A 23,073-nucleotide genomic window follows, 5' to 3' on the forward strand; every position below is an offset into this window, starting at 1 on the left:
CGGCGTCGGTGACCTCGGGGGTGCTTCATCGTTTCGAGTGACTGTGCGATCGGGGCGCCCCGGGCGGGCGGCGGCTGCCCGAGGATCGGAGGTGTCGTCAGTCGCGTGTGCGGAGCCCCCTGGAGGACCGATGAGCTCACAGCCCCACTGGGCGTCTCGGGCGGCCGCCGGTTCGTACGCGCCGGACGACCCGGAAACCGCGCTCAAGTACGCGATCCGGCACCACGGGAGGACCGGGTGCAGATCGTCGAGGGGTCATCCGGCAAGTGGTGCCACCTACATGGGGGCATGAGAGGGCCGCAGCCATGATCCGTCGGCAGATCGACCCCGTCGTGCAGAAGATGGGGTGCCTCTCGGGCTCGGGAAACCCGGACCTTCCCGGCAGCGGCAGCTGGTACGTGCCGGAGCTGGCCGTCGTGCCGGAAGACCTGGCGGAAGCCGACGCTCTCGTCCCCCACCAGACCCTGCTGGTGGTGGAGGTCACCTCCGAGTCCAACGGTGACACCGACCGGATCGTCAAACGCCGCCGCTACGCCGAGTACGGCGCCCCGCTGTACCTCCTCGTCGACCGTCAGGAGCGCAGCTGCACCCTGTAGGCGGAGCCGGGGGGAGCTCGGCTACCGGGTGGTGGACGGCCCGCATCCCTCCGGCACGCCGCTGCGGCTGCCCGAGCCCTTCGGACTCGTACTGGACACAGCGGAGTTCTGAGGCCCGGTCCTCGCCACGGTCCGCCGACTCACAGCCCGTCCGCCAGCAGCTCCGCGAGGTGCCGGGCGCGTACCCCGCCGAGCTGGGCGAGCTGGGTGCGGCAGGAGAAGCCGTCCGCCAGGACGGCCGTGCCGGGGCGGGCGGCACGGACGGCGGGCAGCAGACGCTCCTCGGCGCAGGCGACGGAGACCTCGTAATGGCCACGCTCGAAGCCGAAGTTCCCGGCCAGGCCGCAGCAGCCGGAGGCCAGGGTGCCGGTGAGGCCCGCGCGGGAGCGCAGCCGGCGCTCGGCGGCGTCGCCCAGGACGGCGTGCTGGTGGCAGTGGGTCTGGCCGGTGACCGGCCGGTCGAGGCGGGGCGGCGTCCAGCCGGGGGCCCGCTCCTCCAGCACCTGCGCGAAGGTGCGTACGGAACCGGCCAGGGCCCGCGCCTCGTCGGTGCCCAGGAGTTCGGGCAGATCGGTACGGAGCGCCGCCGCGCAGCTCGGCTCCAGGACGACGACGGGATGACCGGCGGCGACCACGGGGGCCATCCGCCGGACCGTGCGGTGCATCACCTGCCGGGCCCGGTCGAGGCGGCCGGTCGAGACCCAGGTCAGGCCGCAGCAGACGCGTCCCGGCGGCAGCACGACGCGCAATCCGGCCGCCCGCAGGACGCGTACGGCGGCGCGGCCGACCTCGGGGGAGAAGCGGTCGGTGAAGGTGTCCGGCCACAGCACCACGGTCCCTCCGGCCTCCGGCGCGGGCTCCTGCCGCCGCCACCAGCGCACGAAGGGCTCCTCGGCCAGCGGCGGCAGTTCCCGCTCGGGCGCGACGCCCGCCGCCCGCTTGGCCACGGCGGCCAGCGGCCGTACCCGTGCCAGGGCGTTCACGGTCCCGGCGAGCGGGGCCGCCGCGCGCAGCCACGTCGGCAGCCCGCCCATCAGGTAGTGCGCGGCGGGCCGCGGCCGCCGCCGGTAGTGGTGGTGGAGGAACTCCGCCTTGTAGGTGGCCATGTCGACGCCGACCGGGCAGTCCGAGCGGCAGCCCTTGCAGGACAGGCAGAGGTCCAGGGCGTCCAGGACCTCCGGCGAGCGCCAGCCGCCGGTGACGATCTCGCCGGCGAGCATCTCGTGCAGCAGCCGGGCCCGGCCTCGCGTGGAGTGCCGCTCCTCGTGCGTCGCCCGGTACGAGGGGCACATGACGCCCGCCTCCGGATCCCCGGCCCCCGGACCCCCGCCCGTGTCACGGCACTTGGCGACGCCGACGCAGCGGCGCACCGCCGCCGAGAAGTCCCCTCCGTCGTGGGGGTAGCCGAAGGCGACGTCGACCGGCCGGTGCGGCAGGACGGCGAAGCGCAGGTGGGCGTCGAGCGGTTCGGGCCGCACCAGCATGCCGGGGTTGAGGCCGCCCGCCGGGTCCAGTGCGTCCTTGAACCGGCCGAAGAGGGCGACCAGTTCGTCGCCGTACATCCTGGGCAGCAGCTCCGCGCGGGCCTGCCCGTCGCCATGCTCCCCGGACAGCGAGCCGCCGTGGGCGACGACGAGCTCCGCGACGTCCTCGGAGAAGCGCCGGAAGCGGGCCACACCGGCCGCGCCGAGCAGGTCGAAGTCGATGCGCACGTGGATGCAGCCGTCGCCGAAGTGCCCGTAGGGGGTGCCGTGCAGGCCGTGCTCGCGCAGCAGCGCACGGAATGCGCGCAGGTAGGCGCCGAGCCGCGCCGGGGGCACCGCGCAGTCCTCCCAGCCCGGCCAGGCCTCCGCGCCCCCGGGTGTCCGGGTGGCGGTGCCGGCGGCCTCCTCGCGGATCCGCCACAGCCTGCGCTGCGCGACGGGGTCGGTCACGACGACCGAGTCGCCCGCGTCGGCGAGCCGCCGCAGCGCCTCCGCCTCGCCGGTGCCGGGCATCTCGACGAAGAGCCACGCGCCGCCCCGCGGCAGCAGCCCGGCGGCCTCGCCGCCCACCAGGTCGGCGGCCATGCCCTCCACCGTCAGCGGGCCGTACGGCAGCAGGCCGTTCGCGGCGTCGGCGGCGGCGCCTTCGTCCGGGTAGCCGAGGACGACCAGGACGCGCACCGGGGGCGCGGGCACCAGCCGGACCTCGGCCTCCGTGAGCACCGCGAGCGTGCCCTCGCTGCCGGTCAGGGCCCGGGCCAGGTCCCGGCCGCGTTCGGGGAGCAGGGCGTCGAGGGCGTAGCCGGAGATGCGGCGGGGGAGCTGCTGCGGATAGCCGGTGCGCAGCAGGGCGAGATGGCCGTCCACCAGTTCCCGCAGGTCGGCGCGGAGCGGGTCGGCGGTGCGCAGCGGCTCGCCGCCGTAGGTGAGGCACTCCAGGGCCCGGACGTTGTCGGCGGTGGTGCCCCAGGCGACGGAGTGCGGGCCGCACGCGTTGTTGCCGATCATGCCGCCGAGGGTGCAGCGGCTGTGGGTGGACGGATCGGGGCCGAAGGTCAGCCCGTGCGCGGCGGCGGCGCGCCGCAGGTCGTCCAGGACCACTCCCGGCTGCACACGGGCCGTCAACGCCTCGGGGCTGAGTGACACGATCCGGTGCATGTGCCGGGTGAAGTCGAGGACGACCCCGGTGCCCGTCGCCTGCCCGGCGATCGACGTGCCGCCGCCGCGCGGCACCACCGGCACCCCGTGCGCCCGGCACACGGCGAGCGCCGCGGCCACGTCGTCGGCGTCGCGCGGCGCGACCACGGCCACCGGAACGCGCCGGTAGTTGGACGCGTCCATCGTGGTCAGCGCCCTGCTCTGCGGGTCGAAGGAGACCTCGCCCCGCACCGCCCGCTCCAGCTCGCGGCGCAGTCTGTGCCGCAGATCGTCCGCCATGCCCCTCAGCCTGCCCCACCGCGCCGCATGTCTCACCGGATGGACCGGAGCCCGTAACCGGGTCGTCACGCACTACGCTGCGAGACGTGGCCGAGATCCAGATTCCCGCTGACATCAAGCCCGCCGACGGACGATTCGGTTCGGGCCCCTCCAAGGTGCGGCCCGAGGCGCTCAGCGCCCTGGCCGCCACCGGCACCTCGCTGATGGGCACCTCTCACCGGCAGGCGCCGGTGAAGGACCTGGTCGGCCGGGTCCGGGACGGCATCCGCGAGCTCTTCTCGCTCCCCGAGGGCTACGAGGTGGTGCTCGGCAACGGCGGCTCCACCGCCTTCTGGGACATCGCCACGCACGGGCTCATCGAGCGCAAGTCGCAGCACCTCAGCTTCGGCGAGTTCTCCTCCAAGTTCGCCACGGCGGCCAAGCTGGCGCCGTGGCTGGACGAGCCGACCGTGATCTCCGCCGACCCGGGCACGCACCCCGAGGCGGCCGCCGAAGCAGGTGTGGACGTCTACGCCTTCACCCACAATGAGACCTCCACCGGTGTCGCGATGCCGCTGCGGCGCGTGGCCGGCGCCGACGAGGGCGCCCTCGTCCTGGTCGACGCCACCTCCGGCGCGGGCGGCCTGCCGGTCGACATCGCCGAGACCGACGTCTACTACTTCGCCCCGCAGAAGTCCTTCGCCGCCGACGGCGGGTTGTGGATCGCCGCGTTCTCCCCGGCCGCGCTGGAGCGCGCCGCGCGGATCGCCGCGTCCGGCCGCCACATCCCGGCCTTCTTCGACCTGCCGACCGCGATCGACAACTCGGGCAAGAACCAGACGTACAACACCCCCGCGCTCGCCACCCTGTTCCTGCTGAACGACCAGCTGGAGTGGATCAACGGCCAGGGCGGTCTGGACTGGGCCGTCGCGCGCACCGCCGACTCCTCCTCGCGCCTGTACACCTGGGCCGAGGACTCCAAGTACGCCACCCCGTTCGTCACCGACCCGGCCAAGCGCTCCCAGGTCGTCGGCACGATCGACTTCAACGACGAGGTCGACGCGGCGGTGATCGCGAAGGTGCTGCGCGCCAACGGCGTCGTCGACACCGAGCCGTACCGCAAGCTGGGCCGCAACCAGCTGCGCGTCGCGATGTTCCCGGCCGTGGAGCCGGCCGACGTCGAGGCCCTGACCGCCTGCGTCGACTTCGTCGTCGAGCGGCTCTGAACCCGGGCCCCACGGGGCCACCACCGCCGGTGGGCGGGGCGATCGCCCCGCCCACCGGTGTTCCCGGGGCGTCTCAGCGCTCCCGGCGCAGCAACCGGCGCACCCCCACCAGCAACGCCGCGACCGCGGCCAGGGTGACGGCGCCCAGTGCGAACTGCCGTGTCGAGACCGCCTCGTCCGCGCCGGAACCGGCGGCGTCCGCCGAGGAACTCCCCGACTGCCCCGGGGAGGAGGCGGCACGGCGGGCCGCGTCGGGCAGGTCGTCCCCGCTCAGCGGTACGCGCCAGACCTCGCTGTCCGCGCCCTCGCTGCCGTACATCAGGGCCCGGCCGTCCGGGGTGAAGGCGACGGACTCGCCCTGCCGCTGCAGCGGCACGTGCATCTGGTCGATCCGGCGCGCCGTGCCGTCGGACCAGCGGTACATCAGGGCGCCGAGGTAGCCGCGCAGCACCAGCCGGCTGCCGTCCGGGGAGAAGGCGCCGTCGGTGATCCACAGCGGGATGGCCGCGATGCGCCGGAAGACGTTGGTGCCGCTCGCGGAGAGCTTCGCCGGGCCCTCGTAGAGGGCGCCGCCGTCCTCGTTCTTGCTCGCGATGTACACCCGCCCGGTCGTGGGGTCGACCATCATCGCCTCGGCGTTGCGCGGACCGCCGTCGTACTGGACGGTGTACTGCGTGGCCGTCACCGTCCGGTCCGTCAGCCGTTCCGGCTCCGGGAAGCGGTAGATCCACACGTGCGGCCAGGAGCCGCCGAGGTTGTCGCCGATGTCGCCGACGTACAGGGCGCCGTCCGGGCCCATCGAGATCGCCTCGACGTCGCGCGGGCTGCCCACGCCGCGCAGGGTGACGGTGGCGACCGTCTTGCCGGTCGCGGAGTCGACGGCGTAGACGTACGGGCCGTCGTCGCTGTCGTTGTGCGTCCAGTAGACGCCCTTGTGGAGGCGGCTGGCGACCAGGCCGCTCGACTCGGTGATCCGCGGGTCCGACATCGTGAAGGCCACGGACTCCCCGTCGTCGGCGGCCGCGCTGCCGACGAGGGGACCCATGACGAGGACGGAGGCCGCGGCCGCGGCGAGCAGTGGGCGCATGCGCCAAGCCTGCCAGGTGGACGGCTCAGGCGAAGTCGAGGCCGCCGGTGCGGCTGCGCTTCAGTTCGAAGAAGGTGGGGTGGCCGGCCAGCGCCCGGACCCCGTCGAACAACCGCGCCGCCTCCTCGCCGCGCGGGATCGAGGTGAGGACGGGGCCGAAGAAGGCGGCCCCGTCGATGTGCAGGGTGGGCGTCCCGACCTCCTCCCCGACCGGGTCCATGCCCTCGTGGTGGCTCCTGCGCAGCTCCTCGTCGTACGCGGTGCCGCCCGCGGCCTGCGCCAGCTCCGGCGGCAGGCCCGCCTCCGCCAGCGCCTCGCGCAGCACCTCGTCGGAGGCCGGGCGGTCCTGCACGTGCAGCCGGGTGCCGAGCGCCGTGTACAGCTCGCGCAGCACGTGCTCCCCGTGGTGCCGTGCGGCGGCGACGCACACCCGTACCGGGCCCCAGCCGGTGCTCAGCAGCCGCTCGTAGCGCTCGGGCAGGCCCTCTCGGCCCTCGTTGAGCACGGACAGGCTCATCACCCGGAAGCGCAGGCGCAGTTCGCGTTCCCGCTCCACCTCCAGGATCCAGCGGGAGGTGATCCAGGCGAAGGGGCAGATGGGGTCGAAGTAGAAGTCCACCGAGTGCGTCATGCCCGTCACCCTAGGAGCGGAACGGCCCGCTCAGCAGGGCCATTCGAGGGCTTCTCCGCTGGGCCAATCACCCTGACCGCCCGGCCTTCCCGGCCCCGCGGCAGTGACGGTGCTAACACCGCCGGACCCGAGGTCAGGGCCCTGCCGGGGAGCCCGCGGGCCCTAAGATCCCCTCCATGTCCAGCGCACCCCCCGGCCCCGGCGACGGGCCCCGCCGCACGCCCGGACGCCGCACGGCGTGGATGTTCGTCGGCGACTCCATGACGATCGGCAGCGCGGGGGAGCACACCTGGCGCTACCGCATGTGGCAGCACCTGCGGTCGCTGGGGACGGAGGGCGAGGACTTCGAGATCGTCGGCCCGCGGACCGCGCTGCACGACCCCGGTGCCGACGCGGCCGTCTCGCAGCGCTACGCCGACCCCGCCTTCCCCGTCTCCGCGCGCCGCCACCTGGCCGGCTGGGGCGAGGGGTGGCTGCACATGGCGCCGCTCATCGAGGGCGCCGTGCGGGAGCACCGTCCCGACGTGCTGCTGGTCTCGCTGGGGCTGATCGACCTCGGCTTCTACACCAACCCCGAGCAGACCGAGGCCAACGTGCGGCTGTTCGTCGGGCGGGCGCGGGCGGCCAACCCCCGTGTCGCCGCGGTGCTGCTGCCCGTCATACCCAACTCGCGCTGCGACCAGGACCCCGGATTCGGCGCACAGTGCGAGGAGTTCAACACCCGCCTGGCCAAGACCGTCGCCGACCTGGGCACCGCGGCCTCGCCGCTGCTGCTGGCCTCCCGCCCGGCCGGCTACGACATCGCCCGGGACACCTACGACGGCACCCACCCCAACGCCTCCGGGGAGCACCGGCTGGCGGCCGCGTTCGCCGACGCCGCGCACCAGGCGTGGGGCCTGGGGGCGCCGTACCGACACCCCCTCAACTCCGCTTGATTCGAGCGCACTCCAAGAGCTTGGCTGGTCCCCATGGAGTACACACAGCTCGGACGCACCGGACTCAAGGTCAGCCGGCTCGTACTGGGAACGATGAACTTCGGCCCGCAGACGGACGAGGCCGACAGCCACGCGATCATGGACGCCGCGCACGACGCGGGCGTCAACTTCTTCGACACGGCCAACGTCTACGGCTGGGGCGAGAACAAGGGCCGCACCGAGGAGATCATCGGCAGCTGGTTCGCCAAGGGCGGCGGCCGCCGCGACAGGACCGTCCTGGCGACCAAGGTCTACGGCAACATGGGCACCGACGGCACCCCCTGGCCGAACGACGACAAGCTCTCCGCGCTCAACATCCGGCGTGCCGCCGAGGCGAGCCTGAAGCGCCTGGGCACGGACCACATCGACGTCTACCAGTTCCACCACATCGACCGCGCGACGCCGTGGGAGGAGATCTGGCAGGCGATCGACGTCCTGGTGCAGCAGGGCAAGGTGCTCTACGCCGGGTCGTCCAACTTCCCCGGCTGGGGCATCGCCAAGGCCAACGAGGCCGCCGCGCGTCGCCATTCGCTCGGCCTGGTCAGCGAGCAGTGCCTGTACAACCTCGCCGAGCGCCGCGCGGAGATGGAGGTCATCCCGGCCGCGCAGGAGTACGGCCTGGGCGTCATCCCCTGGTCGCCGCTCCACGGCGGCCTGCTGGGCGGCGCGCTGCGCAAGGAGCGCGAGGGCGGCGGCTCCCGCTCCACCTCCGGCCGCAGCGCCGACTCGCTGAAGGACAGCGCCCTGCGCGAGCAGGTCCAGGCGTACGAGGACGCCGTCGACAAGGCCGGCCTGCAGCCCGGTGACGTCGCCCTGGCCTGGCTGCTGGGCCGCCCCGGGATCACCGGCCCGATCGTCGGCCCGCGCACCCGCGAGCAGCTGGACTCCGCGCTGCGCGCGGTCGAACTGGAGCTGCCCGCGGAGCTGCTCGCCGAGCTGGACGAGATCTTCCCGGGCCCGGGCCCGTCCCCGGAGGCCTTCGCCTGGTAGGCGTCCGCGGTGGTCCGCCCCGTCGTGCGCCCGGTCGCAGATTCACCCGGTCGGGCGCACGATGAGGGTATGACCACAGCCAAAGAGATCATGCATCCCGGCGCCCGTGCGATACCGGCGACCGAGACTCTCGACCGGGCGGCGCAGCTCATGCGCGAGCTCAACGTCGGCGCGCTGCCGGTCCACGACGTGAACGACCGGATGTGCGGCATCATCACCGACCGGGACATCGTCACCAAGTGCATCGCCGCGGGGCGCGACCCCTCCAAGGTGACCTGCGGCGACCTGTGCGAGGGCACCCCCCGCTGGATCGACGCGGACGCCGACGTCTCCGACGTCCTGACCGAGATGGAGTCGCACCGCATCAAGCGGCTCCCGGTGGTCGAGGACAAGAAGCTGATCGGCATCATCACCGAGGCCGACCTGGCCCGCCACCTCACCGACGAACAGGTGGCGGAATTCGTCGAGAGGGTCTACGCCGGCGCCTGAGACGAGCCGGCCGAGACGGGCCGGCCCCTCCCCTCCGGTCGTCTAGCCGCGCACGACGGTGCCGACGATCACCACGACCACCAGCAAGGCGAGGGCGGCGGTCATTACTCGGGTACGGGTCTTCGGGTCCACACGTCGAGGTTAACGGGGCGGCCTCAGTGCCCCAGCGGGCAGGTCCGCACCGTCTCGTAGCGGGGTTGCGCCCCCGGCACCCCGGGTGTGGGCGGATGGCTCCGCACCAGGGAGATCGCCGCCGCCGTCCACGGGGTCCCCGCGAACTGCGCGAGGGCGTCCGTGAAGGGCCTCAGGCCCACCCTGGTGCGCCCGGCGCGCTGCCGGGCCAGCGTCAGGTGGGCGTGGAAGCGGCCGTGCTCGTCCTCGTGGTGGACGCCCGCCCGCCGGGCGGCCGCCTGCGCCGCGGCCGCGGTGCGTCCCAGGTCGTCCCCATCCAGTCCGGCCCAGAGCGTGCGGTCGCCGAAGCGGCCGCCGCCGGTCAGCGCGATCCGGCAGTGCGGATGGCGCCGCGCCGCCCGGTCCAGACGTTCGACCAGACCGGGCAGCAGGGCCTCGTCCACCTCGCCGAGGAACGCCAGCGTCACGTGCCATCCGGCACGCTCCGTCCAGCGCAGCCCGTCCGCGCCCGGCAGGGCGCGGAGCGCGTCGACGGCGCCCCCCAGTTCGGCGAGGGCGGACCTGGGGGGCACGACGGCCACGAACAGCCTCATCCCCCCAGGGTGCACCGCACCGGACTAGCGTGCGATGTCCGCGTAGCCCTCGACCTCGCGCGGGTCCCGGGAACCCGGGCCGACGTAGCGGGCCGAGGGGCGCACCAGGCGGCCGGTGCGCTTCTGCTCCAGGATGTGCGCGGACCAGCCGGCGGTGCGGGCGCAGCTGAACATCGACGTGAACATGTGGGCCGGGACCTCGGCGAAGTCCAGGATGATCGCCGCCCAGAACTCCACGTTGGTCGCCAGCACGCGGTCCGGGCGCCGGGAGTGCAGCTCCTCCAGGGCCGCCTTCTCCAGCGCCTCCGCGATCTCGAAGCGGGGGGCGCCCAGCTCCCTGGCCGTACGGCGCAGCACCCGCGCCCGCGGGTCCTCGGCGCGGTAGACGCGGTGGCCGAAGCCCATCAGACGCTCGCCCTTGTCCAGGGCCTGCTTGACGTACGCCTCGGCGTCGCCGGTCCGCTCGATCTCCTCGATCATGCCCAGCACGCGCGAGGGCGCGCCGCCGTGCAGCGGGCCCGACATGGCGCCCACCGCGCCGGACAGCGCGGCGGCCACGTCGGCACCGGTGGAGGCGATCACACGCGCGGTGAAGGTGGACGCGTTCATGCCGTGCTCGGCGGCGGAGGTCCAGTAGGCGTCCACGGCCTTGACGTGCTTGGGGTCCGGCTCGCCGCGCCAGCGGATCATGAAGCGCTCGACGACCGTCTCCGCCTTGTCGATCTCGCTCTGCGGCACCATCGGCAGCCCCTGGCCGCGCGCCGACTGCGCCACGTACGACAGCGCCATCACGGCCGCGCGCGCCAGGTCCTCGCGGGCCTGCTCGGCGTCGATGTCCAGCAGCGGCTTCAGACCCCACACCGGCGCGAGCATGGCCAGCGCCGACTGGACGTCCACGCGGATGTCACCGGAATGGACGGGGATCGGGAAGGGCTCGGCGGGCGGGAGGCCGGGGTTGAAGGCACCGTCGACCAGCAGGCCCCACACGTTCCCGAAGGAGACGTGGCCCACCAGGTCCTCGATGTCCACTCCGCGGTAGCGCAGGGCGCCGCCTTCCTTGTCGGGTTCGGCGATCTCCGTCTCGAAGGCGACGACTCCCTCGAGTCCGGGTACGAAGTCGGACATCAGGCGGCTCCTCTTGATGCGGTCGACGATCCGGTGGTGCTTGTGGCACGCGGGGTGGTGCAGGGGTGGTGCATGGGGGTTGGCACTGGGTGCCCCGCACGATATCCCCCGATGTCGAGAGGGCACAGATACCCGGCCTGTAAGTCTGTCCCCTCCCGCAGGTGACGTGAAGCGTGAGGTCCGGCACATGTTCCGGCGGGTGTTCCGGCGCAGGTCCGGCGCGGGTCCCGCGCGGGTTCCGGCGCACCGTCCGGCACACGGTGCCGCCGCCGTGCTGCAAGATGTGCGGGTGCAGCACAGCCACCACGACCCCGCCGCCATGCGCAAGCAGTACCGCGCCCACGGACTGACCGAGGACGAACTGGCCGGCGACCCGTACACGCAGTTCGCGCGCTGGTTCGCCGACGCCGTCAACGCCCGCGTCGACGAGCCCAACGCCATGGTGGTCTCCACCGCGGGGGCGGACGGACTGCCCAGCTCGCGCACGGTCCTGCTGAAGAGCTACGACCACCGCGGCTTCGTCTTCTTCACCAACTACGGGTCGAGGAAGGGCCGGGAGCTCACCGAGCGGCCGCACGCCTCGCTGCTCTTTCCCTGGCACCCGATCGCGCGCCAGGTCATCGTGGCGGGCGCCGTCGAGCGCGTGTCGCGCGAGGAGACCGAGGCGTACTTCCGCACCCGTCCGCACGGCTCGCGGATCGGGGCCTGGGCGAGCGAGCAGTCCTCGGTGGTGGGCTCGCGGGAGGAGCTGGAGCACCGCTACGAGGAGCTGACGGCCCGCTACCCCGAGGGCAGCGACGTGCCCGTGCCGCCGGACTGGGGAGGCTTCCGGGTGGTCGCGCGCAGCGTGGAGTTCTGGCAGGGACGGGAGAACCGGCTGCACGACCGGCTGGTGTACACCACCGCGGAGGACGGCTGGACGGTGCGGCGCCTGTCGCCCTGAGGGCCGCGCGACGCCCGGGGAGGGGGGCGGGACCGGTCACCGCCCGCAGACGCAGGCGACCCGCGGGCTGCTCCCCGGACGGCGGGCCGTCCGGGCATCGGCCGGACGAATCCGACGAGCCCGCGGGTCGGGTGACTGCGATGGATTTGGCCCGCTACGCACATCGCGCGCAGGCGAGGAGCGCAGGCGTCAGCCCGCAGCCACCTCACGCGTCCGATGGGAACTCATTCTCCGGACCACCTCCCTTCGTGTGTGTCCGCAACCTTAGGAAAGGCTCCGGCGGACGACAAGCGGTTTTTCTCGCGGTTCTTTCCGCCCCGTGGACCACGGCCCCGCGGCCACCGAATTTCGTGAAGTTCCTGTGTCGTCGGTCACACAGGGGTTGAATGTCCAGACGTGCAGTCATTCGATGCGACGCCGCAACTGCTCGCCGCGCTCCTCGACGGCATGGAGGCCGGCCTCTGTGCCCTGGACCGCGACGGAGTGATCACGCACTGGAACGCGGAGGCCGCCCGCATCCTGGGCTGGACGGCCGAGGAGGCCGTCGGCCGGCGCGGTTTCGCCGGCTGGGCCGCGCGCACCGCCGACGCCGAGGAGGTGCGCGAGCGGCTGCTGGGCGCCATGGCCGCGGACGGCCGCCAGGTCCACGAGTTCGCGCTGCTGACCAAGGACGGCCACCGGGTGCTGGTGCGCACCCAGGCCGCCGCGGTGCACGGCTCCGACGGGCGCCCCGCCGGGGTCTACTGCGCCTTCTCCGAGGTGCACGCCCAGATCGACCTGGAGCGCTCGATAGCCCTCAGCGAGGCGCTCTTCGACGACGCCTCGACCGGGGTCGTCCTCGTCGACGCCGACCTGCGCCCCGTCGTGGTCAACGCGTACGCCGCCCGCGTGCTGCGCACCAGCCGGGACGCGCCGCTCGGGCGGCCGCTGGGCGACTTCCTCGACCAGGGCGTGGAGGAGCTGGAGAGCGCCCTGCAGCACGTGCTCGCCGAGGGCGCGCCCCCCGCGGCCAGTGAGCTGTGGGTGGGCCTGCGGGAGGAGGGCGGCACGCGCTGCTGCTGGCGCAGCGGCTTCGTCCGGCTCGGTTCGCCGCTGGGGGAGGAGCCGGTGCCGCTCGGCGTCGGCTGGCTCTTCCACGACGTCACCGAGGCCAAGCTCGCCGAGCAGGAGGCGGCGCGGCTGCGCTTCCGCAGCAACCAGCTGCACCGGGCCGCGCTGGCCGCTGCCGAGTGCGAGGACCCCATGGAGGCGGCGACCGCTTACGTGGACTTCGCCCTCGCCGGGTTCGCCGAGCACGCGCTGCTCGACGTGCTGGCGCCCGACGGGGCCCGGCTCGTCCGGGTCGCCGCCACGCCCTCCGGCGGCGCGGGGCCCTGCCTGCCGGTGTCCGGCGGCATCCCGGTCCGGTACGGGGAGGGGCACCCGGCCCTGCAGGCGGTCGCCCGTACCGGCTCCGTGCGCGCCGGCTTCGGTGCCGCGGCCGCCGAGCCGGCCTCACGGGCCCAGGTCGCCGGCTGGGCCGCCGCCCGGCGCTGGCCCGACGGCACCGTCCACGGACTGTGCGCCGTGCTCCGCAGCCGCGGCCGCACGCTCGGCGTGCTCACCTTCCTGCGCGGCACGGGCCGCCGTCCCTTCGACCGGGCGGACGCCACCTTCGCCGAGGACGTCGCGCTGCGGGTGGCGGCCTCCCTCGACCTGCCGCCGCTCGACCTTCCGCCGCGGGCCTGACCGTGGGCTCAGTGGCGGTAGAAGATCCGGTCCGCGTACTCCTCGAAGACCTTCGCGTTCCACTCGTGGCCCCCGTCGACGTTGCCCGAGCGGAGCATGGGCGGGGTGACGCCGCGCCCGGCCAGGTCCGCCGCGGCCGTGGCCACGACGGCCTGCATCAGCGCGCTGGTCACCACGGTGGAGGCCGGACCGAACGGCGCCGGGATCCCCGGCACGGACAGCTCCGCGTCGCCCGGCGCGATCTTGCTGTCGATCACGACGTCGCAGTGGTCCTTCAGGAAGGTGCCGCTCGCGTGCCGTGAGTGCGTCTCCTTGGCGTACGCCACCGATGTGACGCCGATCACCTTCATCCCGAGGGCCTTGGCCTCCTGTGCCATCTCCACGGGGAGCGGGTTGCGGCCGGAGAGGGAGATGACCACCAGGAGGTCGCCCGCCCGCGCGGGAGAGCTGCGCAGCACGACCCGGGCCAGGCCGCCGACCTGTTCGAGCGCGCTGCCGAGCGTGGCCGGGACGACGTCCACGCCGACCGCGCCGGGCACGGCGAGCAGGTTCACCAGGGCGAGGCCGCCCGCGCGGTAGACGACGTCCTGCGCGGGGAGCGAGGAGTGCCCGGCGCCGTAGGCGAACACCCGTCCCCCGGCCGCCACGGTGTCCGCGAGCGCGGCCGCGGCCGCCTCGATCCCCGCGGACTCCTCGTCCCTCACGCGCCTCAGCAGTGCGATGGCGGCATCGAAATATGTGGCGGCCAGATCGGTCATGCCGAGAACCGTGGTGCCGCGGCGTCCGCCTGTCAACCACGGGGCACCGGTTGTCGGTCGCATGCGTCAGAATTGAGTCCAGGGCCACGTACGAGCCACCGAGGGGCGCGCATGTCCGGACTGATCGACACGACGGAGATGTATCTCCGCACCATCCTTGAGCTGGAGGAGGAGGGTGTCGTCCCCATGCGCGCCCGAATCGCCGAACGGCTCGACCAGAGCGGACCGACGGTCAGTCAGACCGTCGCGCGCATGGAGCGGGACGGACTGGTGCACGTCGCGGGCGACCGGCATCTGGAGCTGACCTCCGAGGGCCGGCGGATCGCGACGCGCGTGATGCGCAAGCACCGGCTGGCCGAGTGCCTGCTGGTCGACGTCATCGGCCTGGAGTGGGAGCACGTGCACGCCGAGGCGTGCCGCTGGGAGCACGTGATGAGCGAGGCGGTCGAGCGCCGCGTCCTCGAGCTGCTGCGGCACCCGACGGAGTCGCCGTACGGCAACCCGATTCCGGGCCTGGAGGAGCTGGGCGAGAAGGACGGCGCGGACCCGTTCCTGGACGAGGGCATGGTCAGCCTGACCGACCTGGAGACGGGCGTGGCCGGCGCGAGCGTGGTCGTGCGGCGGATCGGCGAGCCCATCCAGACGGACGCGCAGCTGATGTACACGCTGCGGCGGGCCGGCGTGCAGCCGGGCGCGGTGGTGTCGGTGACCCCGTCGGCGGGCGGTGTGCTGGTCGGCAGCGGTGGCGAGGCCGCGGAGCTGAGCGCGGAGACCGCCTCGCACGTGTTCGTCGCCAAGCGGTAGTCGCGTCACGCGCCGGCCGGATTCCGGCCGGGTCGTGGGCGCCACCGGTGCCGGGGCCGTTGTTCGAGGGACCCCGGCGCCTCCCCATGCGCCGGAGTCCCTTCCTCCCCCGTCCCCCGTTCCCCTCCCCTGGGCCCCCGTGGAGCCCACCCGGATCCCCGAGCTGTCCGGGTGGCTCCCCGCTGCCCGTCTTCCCCGCCGGGCCGCGTCCCGCTGAAGTCCTCCCCTCGGCGCGCGCCGGCAATCCTTGAGCGTTGTCACTCGAAAGAGCGGTGTTGCGCGTGTGAAGACGCATATCGAACAGGATTTCGATAGCGTGGGGGTCTGAACGTCACGTACCAGGGGGTGCGGCACATGGCCAGGCGCGTCGAAGTCACCGGAGCGGGCGGCCTCCCGCTCACGACGTGGGAGTACGCCGACGGGTCCGCTCCCGCCTCCGGGCCCGGGGCGGGGCCGGCCTCCGAGCCCGAGGAGGCGCCGCGGCCCGCCGTCCTGCTGCTGCACGGCCTGATGGGACGGGCCTCCCAGTGGGCCGGCACCGCCCGGCGGCTCGCCGCCCGCCACCGAGTGGTGGCCCTGGACCAGCGCGGCCACGGAAGGAGCGCCAAGCCCGAGGGGCCCTACACCCGTGACGCCTACGTGGCCGACGCCGCCGCCGTCGTCGAGCAGCTGGGGCTCGCCCCGGTCACCGTCGTGGGGCACTCGATGGGCGCCCTCACCGCCTGGCAGCTCGCCGTGCGCCGCCCGTCGCTGGTGCGGGCCGTGGTGCTGTGCGACATGCGCGCGGTGGCCCTCGGGGAGGCGAGCCAGCGCTGCTGGGAGGACTGGTTCAGGGCCTGGCCGCTGCCCTTCGCCGGTCCCGACGCGGTGCGCCGGTGGTTCGGCGAGGAGGATCCGTGGCTGGAGGGTTCCCGCCCGGCCCGCGGGGAGTTCTTCGCCGAGGTGATGGAGGAGCACGCCGACGGCTGGCGCCCGGTGTTCGAACGGCGCCACATGCTGCGCTCCCGGGAATCCTGGATCCACGACGCCCACTGGGACGAGCTGGCCCAGGTGTCCTGCCCCGCCCTCGTCGTGCGGGGCTGGGACGGCGAGCTGGGCCGCGCAGAGGCCCAGGAGATGGTGCGCGTGCTGCCCCGGGGCTCGTACGCGGAGATCCCCGACGCCGGTCACCTCGTCCCCTGGGACCAGCCCGAAGCCTGGTACGCGGCGGTCGAGACCTTCCTGGCGGACGTCGCCGGCGTGCCCGTCTGTCAGGCCTGAGGCCCGTCCGGGCCGGCGCCCCGGCCTGCTCCGGGGGCCGCCGGCAGGGTGTCAGGCGAAGACGACGGTGCGGCGGCCGTTGAGCAGGACGCGGTGCTCGCTGTGCCACTTCACGGCGCGCGCCAGGGCCTGGCACTCCACGTCGCGGCCGATGGCGACCAGCTGCTCCGGGTTGACCCCGTGGCCCACCCGCTCGACCTCCTGCTCGATGATCGGGCCCTCGTCGAGGTCGGCGGTGACGTAGTGCGCCGTCGCGCCGATCAGCTTCACCCCGCGGGCGTGGGCCTGGTGGTAGGGCCGGGCGCCCTTGAAGCTGGGCAGGAAGGAGTGGTGGATGTTGATGATGCGGCCGGCCAGCTCCTTGCACAGGTGGTCGGACAGGACCTGCATGTAGCGGGCGAGGACGACCAGTTGGACGTTCTCCTTCTCCACCAGGGAGAGCAGCTCCGCCTCGGCCTCGGCCTTGTTCTCCTTCGTCACCGGGATGTGGTGGAAGGGGACGTCGTAGGAGCCCGCCAGCTCCGCGAAGTCGGTGTGGTTGGAGACCACGGCGGCGATCTCCACCGGCAGCGCTCCGATGCTGGTGCGGAAGAGCAGGTCGTTCAGGCAGTGCCCGAACTTGCTGACCATGAGGATGATGCGCATCCGCTCGGCGGAGGGCGTGATCTGCCAGTCCATGGCGTAGGCGTCGGCGACGGCCGCGAAGCTGGCCCGCAGCTTGTCGGCGGTGACCGGGTGGCCCGCGGAGAAGTGCACCCGCATGAAGAACAGCCCCGTGTCGTGGTCGCCGAACTGCTGGCTGTCCTCGATGTTGCACCCGGTCATGAAGAGGTAGCTCGACACGGCGTGCACGATCCCCGCCTTGTCGGGGCACGACAGGGTGAGGATGTACTGCTGGGACTGCGGCGGCGAATCGTCGACGGCGTTCACGGGGCTAGGGTCGCACAAAGTCGCCCCGCCGTTCCAAGGCGTCCGCCAGCCGGGCGCCCCGGGTGTCGTCGCAGGTGGCACCCCGCTCGCGTGGCGCGCGCGGACGGCTCAGGCCGTGCGCGTGTAGATCTTGAGGATGTCCAGTGACCGCGGCGGCGTGTCCGGGTCCTCGCCGTCCCCGGTGGCCATCCGTACGTGCGCCTCGCGGGCGGCCCGCACGGCCTCGGGCCACGCGTGGTGCTCCAGGTACGCGGAGACGGGGGCGTCCGCGCCCACCTGGTGAAGTATCTTCAGCACCCGCAGCACGGCCACGTCGACCAGGGCCGCCTCCTGGGAGTCCCGGAAGACGGTGCCCACGTACTTCTCCGCGGACCAGTTGTCGAGCCAGGTGTCCTCGACCAGGCGGTAGACGGCGTCGGTCACGTCGCCGTAACCCGGTTGCCCGGTGAGCCAGACCTCGCGCTGGAACACCGGGTCGCTGATCATGTGCAGCGCGGAGCGCACGTTCGTGCGCCAGCGCCACCAGGGCATGTCGTTGAGCGGCATGCCCCCCATCGTGGAGGAGCGGGTGCCGCGGCGGGAAGACTTCTCCGTACTCTGCACAGTGCACGATCGTACGTGCTCCAGGCTCCACACACTCTGTTCACCCGATGGTGACCCTCCGTTCCCTCGCGTTCACCCTGGTGTTGCGACAAACGCGGAATCTTCCCATTCCATGAGTGATTGGCGTACGCGCAGAGCCGTTCCGTTCGCATCCGCGATGGCCGGCGTCGCCCTGCTGGCAGGATGCGGCACGCTCCCGGGGGGGACGGGTGGCACCACGGGCCCGGTCGTCGTCATGACGTGGGCTCCGGAGAACACCGGTGCGACCAACATGCCCGGCATGCCCGGCATGGCGAAGGCCTTCGCCAAGTACGTCAACGCCCGCGGCGGCATCGCCGGCCGGGAGCTGAAGGTCATCACCTGCAACGACCACAACAGCGCCCTCGGCGTCGGGGACTGCGCCCAGCGCGCCGCCGACGAGGGCGCGGTCGCCGTCGTCGGCTCCTACAGCCAGTTCGGCGCCGCCTTCACCTCCACGCTGGAGGCCGAGGGGATCCCGTACCTCGGCGGTTACGGCATCACCCAGGACGAGTTCGAGAGCCCGCTCTCCTACCCCGTCAACGGCGGCCTGCCCGCGCTGATGGCCGGGGCCGGCCGTCAACTGGCGGGCAAGTGCGACAAGGTGAGCCTCATACGCCCCGACACCGCCGCGGGCGACCTCTTCGCACGCTTCCTCGACGCCGGCCTGCGCGACGAGGGCCGCACCAGCGCCACCGACCTGCGCGCCCCCGAGGACGCCACCGACTACAACGGGATCTCCCGGCGGGCGATCGGCAGCAACCACCCCGGTGACTGCGTGAGCGCCGCGCTCGGCGACAAGACCGCCACCTTCTTCGACGCCTTCCGCCGGACGACCACCACCGACCCGGCCACCGGCCTGGACGACGGCCCCAAGGCCCAGATCGCCTCCGTCCTCGGCAGCGTCCAGCAGTCCACCCTGGACAGCACCGGCGGCAGCAACAGCCCGCTGGAGGGTGCCTTCGTCACCGGCTGGTACCCGCCGGCGTCCGACTCGCGCTGGGCGCTGATGCGGAACACGATCAAGAGGTACGCCTTCGGCGACAACAGCATCGACCCGAACGACCCGGGCGTGCAGACCACGTGGATCGCCTACACGGCCCTCGCCGAGGTCATCGAGAAGATGGGCAAGGACCAGGCGGTCACGGCCCCGTCGCTGAAGCAGGCGCTGGACGAGGCGCACGACGTCTCCACCGACGGCCTCACGCCCCCGCTCGGCTGGCGCGAGCAGGACACGGCCTCCATCATCGACCAGCCGCGCCTGGTCAACGGCCGGATCACCTTCCAGAAGGTCGAGAAGGGCCGGCTGGTCGCCGCGCGCAAGGGCTTCGTGGACGTGACGAAGACGCTGGAGAACGCCCCGGGCTGACGGGCGCCGGGGGCCACGGGCGACGGGGTCCGCGGGTGCCGCGGCGGGAGCGGAAGCGCCGACGGCCACGGCCGCCGGCGCTTCACGTCCCCCGGGGCCGGGATCGGTTCCCGGGGGTCCGTCGTCTCAGAGCTGACCGCCCTGGTGCTGCGTCAGCCCGTACTTCTTCGCGATGGGGTTCCACAGCGCCGCCGCGCGCGATTTCGCCTGTGTGGCGGTACCGCTCTGGGTGTTGCCCGCCGCGTACTGGTCGGTGTGGCGCGCCTGGCCGTGACGGCAGAGCTTCTTGCCGGCCTTGAGCTGGTCGGCCCAGGCCGCGTAGTGGTTGTCGGCGGCCGCGGAGGCCGTCCACGCCTTGTTGAGGGCGTCGGTGAGGTCCTGGTGGTTGGGGAGCTGGTCCACCGGCAGCGACTTCAGCTGCGTCATCAGGTCGTTGCGCTGCTGCGCGGCGGCCCGCAGGTCGGCGGCCGCCCCGTCCAGGTTCCGGCAGCCCTTGATGCCGGCGACCGCGTTGATCACGGAGGTCCGGTTGCTGCCGCTCGTCTTGAGCAGGGCCTCGAGGCCCTTGGCCTGCTCCGCCGCCGCGCCCTCGTCGCCTCCCCCGGAGGAGGCCGGGGACGAGGCGCTCGACGAGGCCGACGGGGACTGGGCCGCGGCGGGGTCGTCGTCCCCGCCGCTCATCAGGGCGCCCGCGAGGAGACCGGCGACGGCGCAGCCGCCGACGACGATGCCGATCAGCGCGGCCGGGGTGAGCTTGCGACGGGCCGGGGCGGGCTGGTCGTAGTCGTAGGACGGCTGCGGCGCGTAGGCGGGCTGTGCGTAGTCCGGGGACGCCGCGTAGCCGGGCTGCTGCGGGGGCGGGCCGTCCTGGCGGTACAGGTGCCCGAAGTCGTCGTGGGGCTGCTGTGCCGGGAGCATCGCGTCGTTGCCCCGGTGACCTTGGTGGTCGTGCGGGTAGCCGTAGCCGGGGGCCTGCTGCGGGGCCGGCGCGTCCTCGAAGCGCGGCAGGTGCTGGGTCGCGTCCGCGTCGGCCGGGGTGCCCGGGCGTACGCCGTACGGGGCGGCCCCGGGCATCGGGTAGGGCGGCAGGACCTGTGTGGCGTCCGCCACCGGGCCGGGCTGGAACTGGGGCGCCGGGGGCTGCTGCGGCTCGTGGGCCGGCATGGGCGGCCGGGCCTGCGGGTACGGCGGGAAGAGCTGCGTCGCGTCGGTGTCCGGGAGGGACTGGTGCGGGGGGCCGTACGCCTGGGGCTGCTCGCCCCACGGCTGCCCGGCCGCGGGGCCGGAACCCCAGGCCGCGGTCGCTCCCGGGCCGGGTATGCCCCCGTCCGCGGGCAGCACCACGCCCTCGTGCACCTCCGGATACGCCTCGTCACCGCGTCCGCCGTGCATCACCGGTACCTCTGCCTTCTCCGTCGCTACGGAATCGTCGGCTCACGCTACCGGGTCTGCTTCGGACGTCACCATGCCGCGGTGGGTCCGACGGGATCCGGGGGGCCGCCCCATCGCAGAACAGGGTGCCCCTACCGATGGGTTGATGTCGTTCCTGTAACGATTCGCGGGGCGGGGGCGCGCGACGCCCCCGCCCCCATCCCGTCACGCCGCCAGTTCCTCCTCCTCCAGGCGGGCGTCGAACTCCCGGACGGCGCTCTCCGCCGCGTACGGCTGCAGGCGCAGGCGGAGGTCGTCGAGGTACTCCGCGCCGCGGGTGGTGCGCAGCGTGGCGAGCAGTTCGACGGCCTGGGCGCCGGTGTGGCAGGCCTGCTCGACCTCCCGCTGCTGGACCTGGGCCTGGGCGAGCAGGAGCAGGCCGATCGCGCGGCGGCGGGCCTTGTCCGGGGCGTGCCCGGCCAGCGCCTCCTCCGCGCGGCGGACCGCCTGCGGTGCCTGGTTGAGGTCGCGGTGGCAGTGGGCGAGCTCGTCGGCGAGGTAGGCCGGTCCGAAGTGCCGGATCCAGTCGGGGTCGTCGCCCGGTTCGGAGCGCTCCAGCGCCTCCACGGCCTGCCCCGCGACGGCGCCGCAGGCCCGGGCGTCACCCATCAGCGCGTGGCCGCGCGCCTCCGCCGCGTAGAACATGGCCTGCGCGGTGGCGGTGACCTGACCGCGGGCGCCCTCCTGGGCGGCGCGGGCGAGTTGGGCGATCTCGCGCGGGGTGCCGAGCTGCGCGGCGAGGTGGCTCATCCCCGCGGCGAGGACGTAGCCCCCGTACGCGCGGTCCCCCGCCGCTTGGGCCAGCCGCAGCGCCTGGATGTAGTAGCGCTGCGCCAGGCCGGGTTGGCCGGTGTCGACGGCCATGTAGCCGGCGAGTTCGGTCAGCCGGGCGACGGCCGAGAAGAGCTGACGGCCCGTCGCCTCCCGGTAGGAGCCGGCGAGGAGCCCGGAGACCACGCTGTTGAGGTAGTGCACCACCACGGGGCGCACGTGACCGCTGCCGAAGCGGTGGTCGAGTTCGTTCAGCGCCCGGGTGGTCGCCCGTACCGCCTCGACGTCGGACATGCCGACACGCTGCCCGCCGGCGCGGGCTACCTGGGCGTCGGCCCGGGTGATCAGCCAGTCCCGGCTGGGCTCGACCAGGGCCGAGGCCGCCACGGTGGATCCGGTGAGGAAGTCCCGGCGGCCGACGTCGCTCCGCCACAGCTCGCAGACCTGCTCGATCGCGCCGAGCACGGTGGGCGAGAAGTGCAGGCCGACACCGGTGGCCAGGTTCTTGCCGTTGGCCATGCCGATCTCGTCGATGGTGACGGTGCGGCCCAGCTTCCGGCCGATGGCCTCGGCGATGATCGCCGGTGCCCTGCCCCGCGGTTGCTGGCCGCGTAGCCAGCGGGCCACGGAGGTCTTGTCGTAACGCAGGTCGAGGCCGTGCTCCGCGCCGCACATGTTGACCCGGCGGGCCAATCCGGCGTTGGAGCAGCCTGCTTCCTGGATCAGTGCCTGCAGCCGTTCGTTCGGCTGGCGTGCGACGAGCGGTCGTGCGGCCATGGGCTCCCCCTCACAGCTGCCGCTTTCGGGACCTCAAGATCCCTTCCCGAAGATCCCTTCCCGGTACGCGCCACTCAAATTCGCCGCAAAGGACATAATTTGCGGTGGGATGCATGCCTACACACCCAAGGGTGACTACCCGGATGTCGGACCTCCCCCTACCGCGCGCCCCCACCAGTGCTCCCGTGCGCCCGCCATGAGCCGCGAGGCCGGGACGTCACCGCCCGTAACCCGCGCTGGGCAGCGCAGTTGTGAAGGTCGTGGAAGACACCGTGGAACACACCATCGCAGCCCCGCCGCGGATCGCCGGCCAACTCCTCGAAGCCGCCGTCGGGTACGCGGAGGAGCGGCACTGGGACGTGCTGCCCGGTGCCTGGCTCGTCGAGGACGCCGCCGCCGGCCGCGGCGGTCCGCGCACCCCGCGTTGTTCCTGCGGCGACACCGCCTGCCCGGCGCCCGGGGCGCACCCGACCGGGCCCGGCTGGGTCGGTGAGGCGAGCGGGAGCGGAGCCACGGTACGCAGGATGTGGCTGCGGCAGCCCCATGCGTCGGTCCTGCTCCCCACCGGACGCACCTTCGACGCCATCGACGTCCCGGAGGACGCCGGTTGCCTCGCGCTGGCCCGCATGGAGCGCATGGAACTGCCGCTGGGCCCGGTGCTCGGGACCCCGTCCCGCCGGATGATCTTCTTCGTACTGCCCGGAGCCGGTGCGAAGGCACCGGACCTGCTGCGCCGGCTCGGCTGGGCGCCCTCCTCGCTCGACCTGGTGGTGCGCGGCGACGGCAACTGGGTCCCGGCCCCGCCCACGCGGCTCGGCACGGGCGGCGTCGTCCAGTGGGTGCGCCGGCCCACGGCCCTCAACCGGTGGCTGCCGGACACCGAGGAACTGATCTCCCCCCTCGCCTACGCCTGCGGACGCTAGCCGGGCCCCACCCCC

General features: G+C 73.5%; 20 protein-coding genes and 1 pseudogene. 11 read left to right on the top strand and 10 right to left on the bottom strand.

The features are described from left to right. Window positions 1-130: 130 nt before the first annotated feature. Window positions 131-708, top strand: a pseudogene (locus ACFYYN_RS02755) (Uma2 family endonuclease). A 28-nt stretch (window positions 709-736) separates the two neighbouring features. Here the strand turns inward: ACFYYN_RS02755 and ACFYYN_RS02760 are convergent. After that, window positions 737-3,517, bottom strand: coding sequence for an FAD-binding and (Fe-S)-binding domain-containing protein (locus ACFYYN_RS02760; protein WP_500544418.1), 2,781 nt, complete (start codon window positions 3,515-3,517; stop codon window positions 737-739). A gap of 86 nt (window positions 3,518-3,603) precedes the next feature. Between ACFYYN_RS02760 and serC the strand changes: the two genes are divergently transcribed. Next, a complete protein-coding gene (gene serC / locus ACFYYN_RS02765) occupies window positions 3,604-4,722 on the top strand; it encodes a phosphoserine transaminase (protein WP_500544419.1) in 1,119 nt (372 codons plus the stop codon). Window positions 4,723-4,795: 73 nt separating this feature from the next. Here serC and ACFYYN_RS02770 read toward each other — a convergent pair whose 3' ends face one another. Continuing rightward, complete coding sequence (locus tag ACFYYN_RS02770) at window positions 4,796-5,809, bottom strand: TolB family protein (protein WP_500544420.1); 1,014 nt, start codon at window positions 5,807-5,809, stop codon at window positions 4,796-4,798. Between the two features lie 25 nt (window positions 5,810-5,834). Further along, window positions 5,835-6,440, bottom strand: coding sequence for a mycothiol-dependent nitroreductase Rv2466c family protein (locus ACFYYN_RS02775; RefSeq protein WP_500360209.1), 606 nt, complete (start codon window positions 6,438-6,440; stop codon window positions 5,835-5,837). Window positions 6,441-6,682: 242 nt separating this feature from the next. Between ACFYYN_RS02775 and ACFYYN_RS02780 the strand changes: the two genes are divergently transcribed. The 3 genes from ACFYYN_RS02780 (at window position 6,683) to ACFYYN_RS02790 (ending at window position 8,893) form a co-directional block, all read left to right on the top strand. Beyond that, window positions 6,683-7,375, top strand: a complete 693-nt coding sequence (locus ACFYYN_RS02780) for a GDSL-type esterase/lipase family protein (protein ID WP_500330374.1) — start codon at window positions 6,683-6,685, stop codon at window positions 7,373-7,375. A gap of 33 nt (window positions 7,376-7,408) precedes the next feature. Next, a complete protein-coding gene (locus ACFYYN_RS02785) occupies window positions 7,409-8,404 on the top strand; it encodes an aldo/keto reductase (protein WP_500360210.1) in 996 nt (331 codons plus the stop codon). Window positions 8,405-8,473: 69 nt separating this feature from the next. Further along, the gene (locus ACFYYN_RS02790) at window positions 8,474-8,893 is read left to right on the top strand and encodes a CBS domain-containing protein (RefSeq protein WP_326575072.1); all 420 of its coding nucleotides are present in this window, start codon (window positions 8,474-8,476) and stop codon (window positions 8,891-8,893) included. A gap of 155 nt (window positions 8,894-9,048) precedes the next feature. Here the strand turns inward: ACFYYN_RS02790 and thpR are convergent, their stop codons facing one another. Beyond that, window positions 9,049-9,618 (bottom strand): RNA 2',3'-cyclic phosphodiesterase, encoded by a 570-nt coding sequence (thpR, locus tag ACFYYN_RS02795; protein ID WP_500544421.1) that lies wholly within the window; start codon window positions 9,616-9,618, stop codon window positions 9,049-9,051. Between the two features lie 24 nt (window positions 9,619-9,642). Continuing rightward, complete coding sequence (locus ACFYYN_RS02800) at window positions 9,643-10,743, bottom strand: citrate synthase 2 (protein ID WP_500330329.1); 1,101 nt, start codon at window positions 10,741-10,743, stop codon at window positions 9,643-9,645. Between the two features lie 319 nt (window positions 10,744-11,062). Here ACFYYN_RS02800 and pdxH point away from each other — a divergent pair, with 319 nt between their 5' ends. Together pdxH and ACFYYN_RS02810 are read left to right on the top strand one after the other, a co-directional pair. Continuing rightward, complete coding sequence (gene pdxH, locus ACFYYN_RS02805) at window positions 11,063-11,686, top strand: pyridoxamine 5'-phosphate oxidase (RefSeq protein ID WP_500330373.1); 624 nt, start codon at window positions 11,063-11,065, stop codon at window positions 11,684-11,686. Between the two features lie 396 nt (window positions 11,687-12,082). Then, the gene (locus ACFYYN_RS02810) at window positions 12,083-13,414 is read left to right on the top strand and encodes a PAS domain-containing protein (RefSeq protein WP_500330328.1); all 1,332 of its coding nucleotides are present in this window, start codon (window positions 12,083-12,085) and stop codon (window positions 13,412-13,414) included. Window positions 13,415-13,422: 8 nt separating this feature from the next. Here the strand turns inward: ACFYYN_RS02810 and ACFYYN_RS02815 are convergent, their stop codons facing one another. Beyond that, window positions 13,423-14,172, bottom strand: a complete 750-nt coding sequence (locus ACFYYN_RS02815) for an SIS domain-containing protein (RefSeq protein ID WP_500330327.1) — start codon at window positions 14,170-14,172, stop codon at window positions 13,423-13,425. A 111-nt stretch (window positions 14,173-14,283) separates the two neighbouring features. Between ACFYYN_RS02815 and ACFYYN_RS02820 the strand changes: the two genes are divergently transcribed. Both ACFYYN_RS02820 and ACFYYN_RS02825 read left to right on the top strand, forming a co-directional pair. Then, window positions 14,284-14,976, top strand: coding sequence for an iron-dependent transcriptional repressor DtxR (locus ACFYYN_RS02820; RefSeq protein WP_500330325.1), 693 nt, complete (start codon window positions 14,284-14,286; stop codon window positions 14,974-14,976). A 354-nt stretch (window positions 14,977-15,330) separates the two neighbouring features. Beyond that, on the top strand, window positions 15,331-16,236 hold the full coding sequence (locus ACFYYN_RS02825; protein WP_500330323.1) for an alpha/beta fold hydrolase: 906 nt from the start codon (window positions 15,331-15,333) through the stop codon (window positions 16,234-16,236). Window positions 16,237-16,287: 51 nt separating this feature from the next. Here the strand turns inward: ACFYYN_RS02825 and purU are convergent, their stop codons facing one another. Further along, the gene (gene purU / locus ACFYYN_RS02830) at window positions 16,288-17,166 is read right to left on the bottom strand and encodes a formyltetrahydrofolate deformylase (protein WP_499512450.1); all 879 of its coding nucleotides are present in this window, start codon (window positions 17,164-17,166) and stop codon (window positions 16,288-16,290) included. A gap of 108 nt (window positions 17,167-17,274) precedes the next feature. After that, window positions 17,275-17,721, bottom strand: a complete 447-nt coding sequence (locus tag ACFYYN_RS02835) for an SCO4402 family protein (RefSeq protein WP_499516865.1) — start codon at window positions 17,719-17,721, stop codon at window positions 17,275-17,277. Between the two features lie 160 nt (window positions 17,722-17,881). Between ACFYYN_RS02835 and ACFYYN_RS02840 the strand changes: the two genes are divergently transcribed. Beyond that, complete coding sequence (locus ACFYYN_RS02840) at window positions 17,882-19,156, top strand: ABC transporter substrate-binding protein (protein WP_500544422.1); 1,275 nt, start codon at window positions 17,882-17,884, stop codon at window positions 19,154-19,156. A gap of 126 nt (window positions 19,157-19,282) precedes the next feature. Here ACFYYN_RS02840 and ACFYYN_RS02845 read toward each other — a convergent pair whose 3' ends face one another. Next, complete coding sequence (locus ACFYYN_RS02845; protein ID WP_500544423.1) at window positions 19,283-20,548, bottom strand: hypothetical protein; 1,266 nt, start codon at window positions 20,546-20,548, stop codon at window positions 19,283-19,285. Window positions 20,549-20,752: 204 nt separating this feature from the next. Beyond that, window positions 20,753-22,135, bottom strand: a complete 1,383-nt coding sequence (locus ACFYYN_RS02850; protein ID WP_500332782.1) for an NsdA family TPR-like regulatory protein — start codon at window positions 22,133-22,135, stop codon at window positions 20,753-20,755. Window positions 22,136-22,386: 251 nt separating this feature from the next. Between ACFYYN_RS02850 and ACFYYN_RS02855 the strand changes: the two genes are divergently transcribed. Then, window positions 22,387-23,058: a bifunctional DNA primase/polymerase gene (locus ACFYYN_RS02855; RefSeq protein WP_500544424.1), complete on the top strand. Its 672-nt coding sequence runs from the start codon at window positions 22,387-22,389 to the stop codon at window positions 23,056-23,058. Window positions 23,059-23,073 lie beyond the last annotated feature (15 nt).

The organism is Streptomyces sp. NPDC001902, assembly GCF_042891295.1.
Taxonomy (GTDB): Bacteria; Actinomycetota; Actinomycetes; order Streptomycetales; family Streptomycetaceae; genus Actinacidiphila.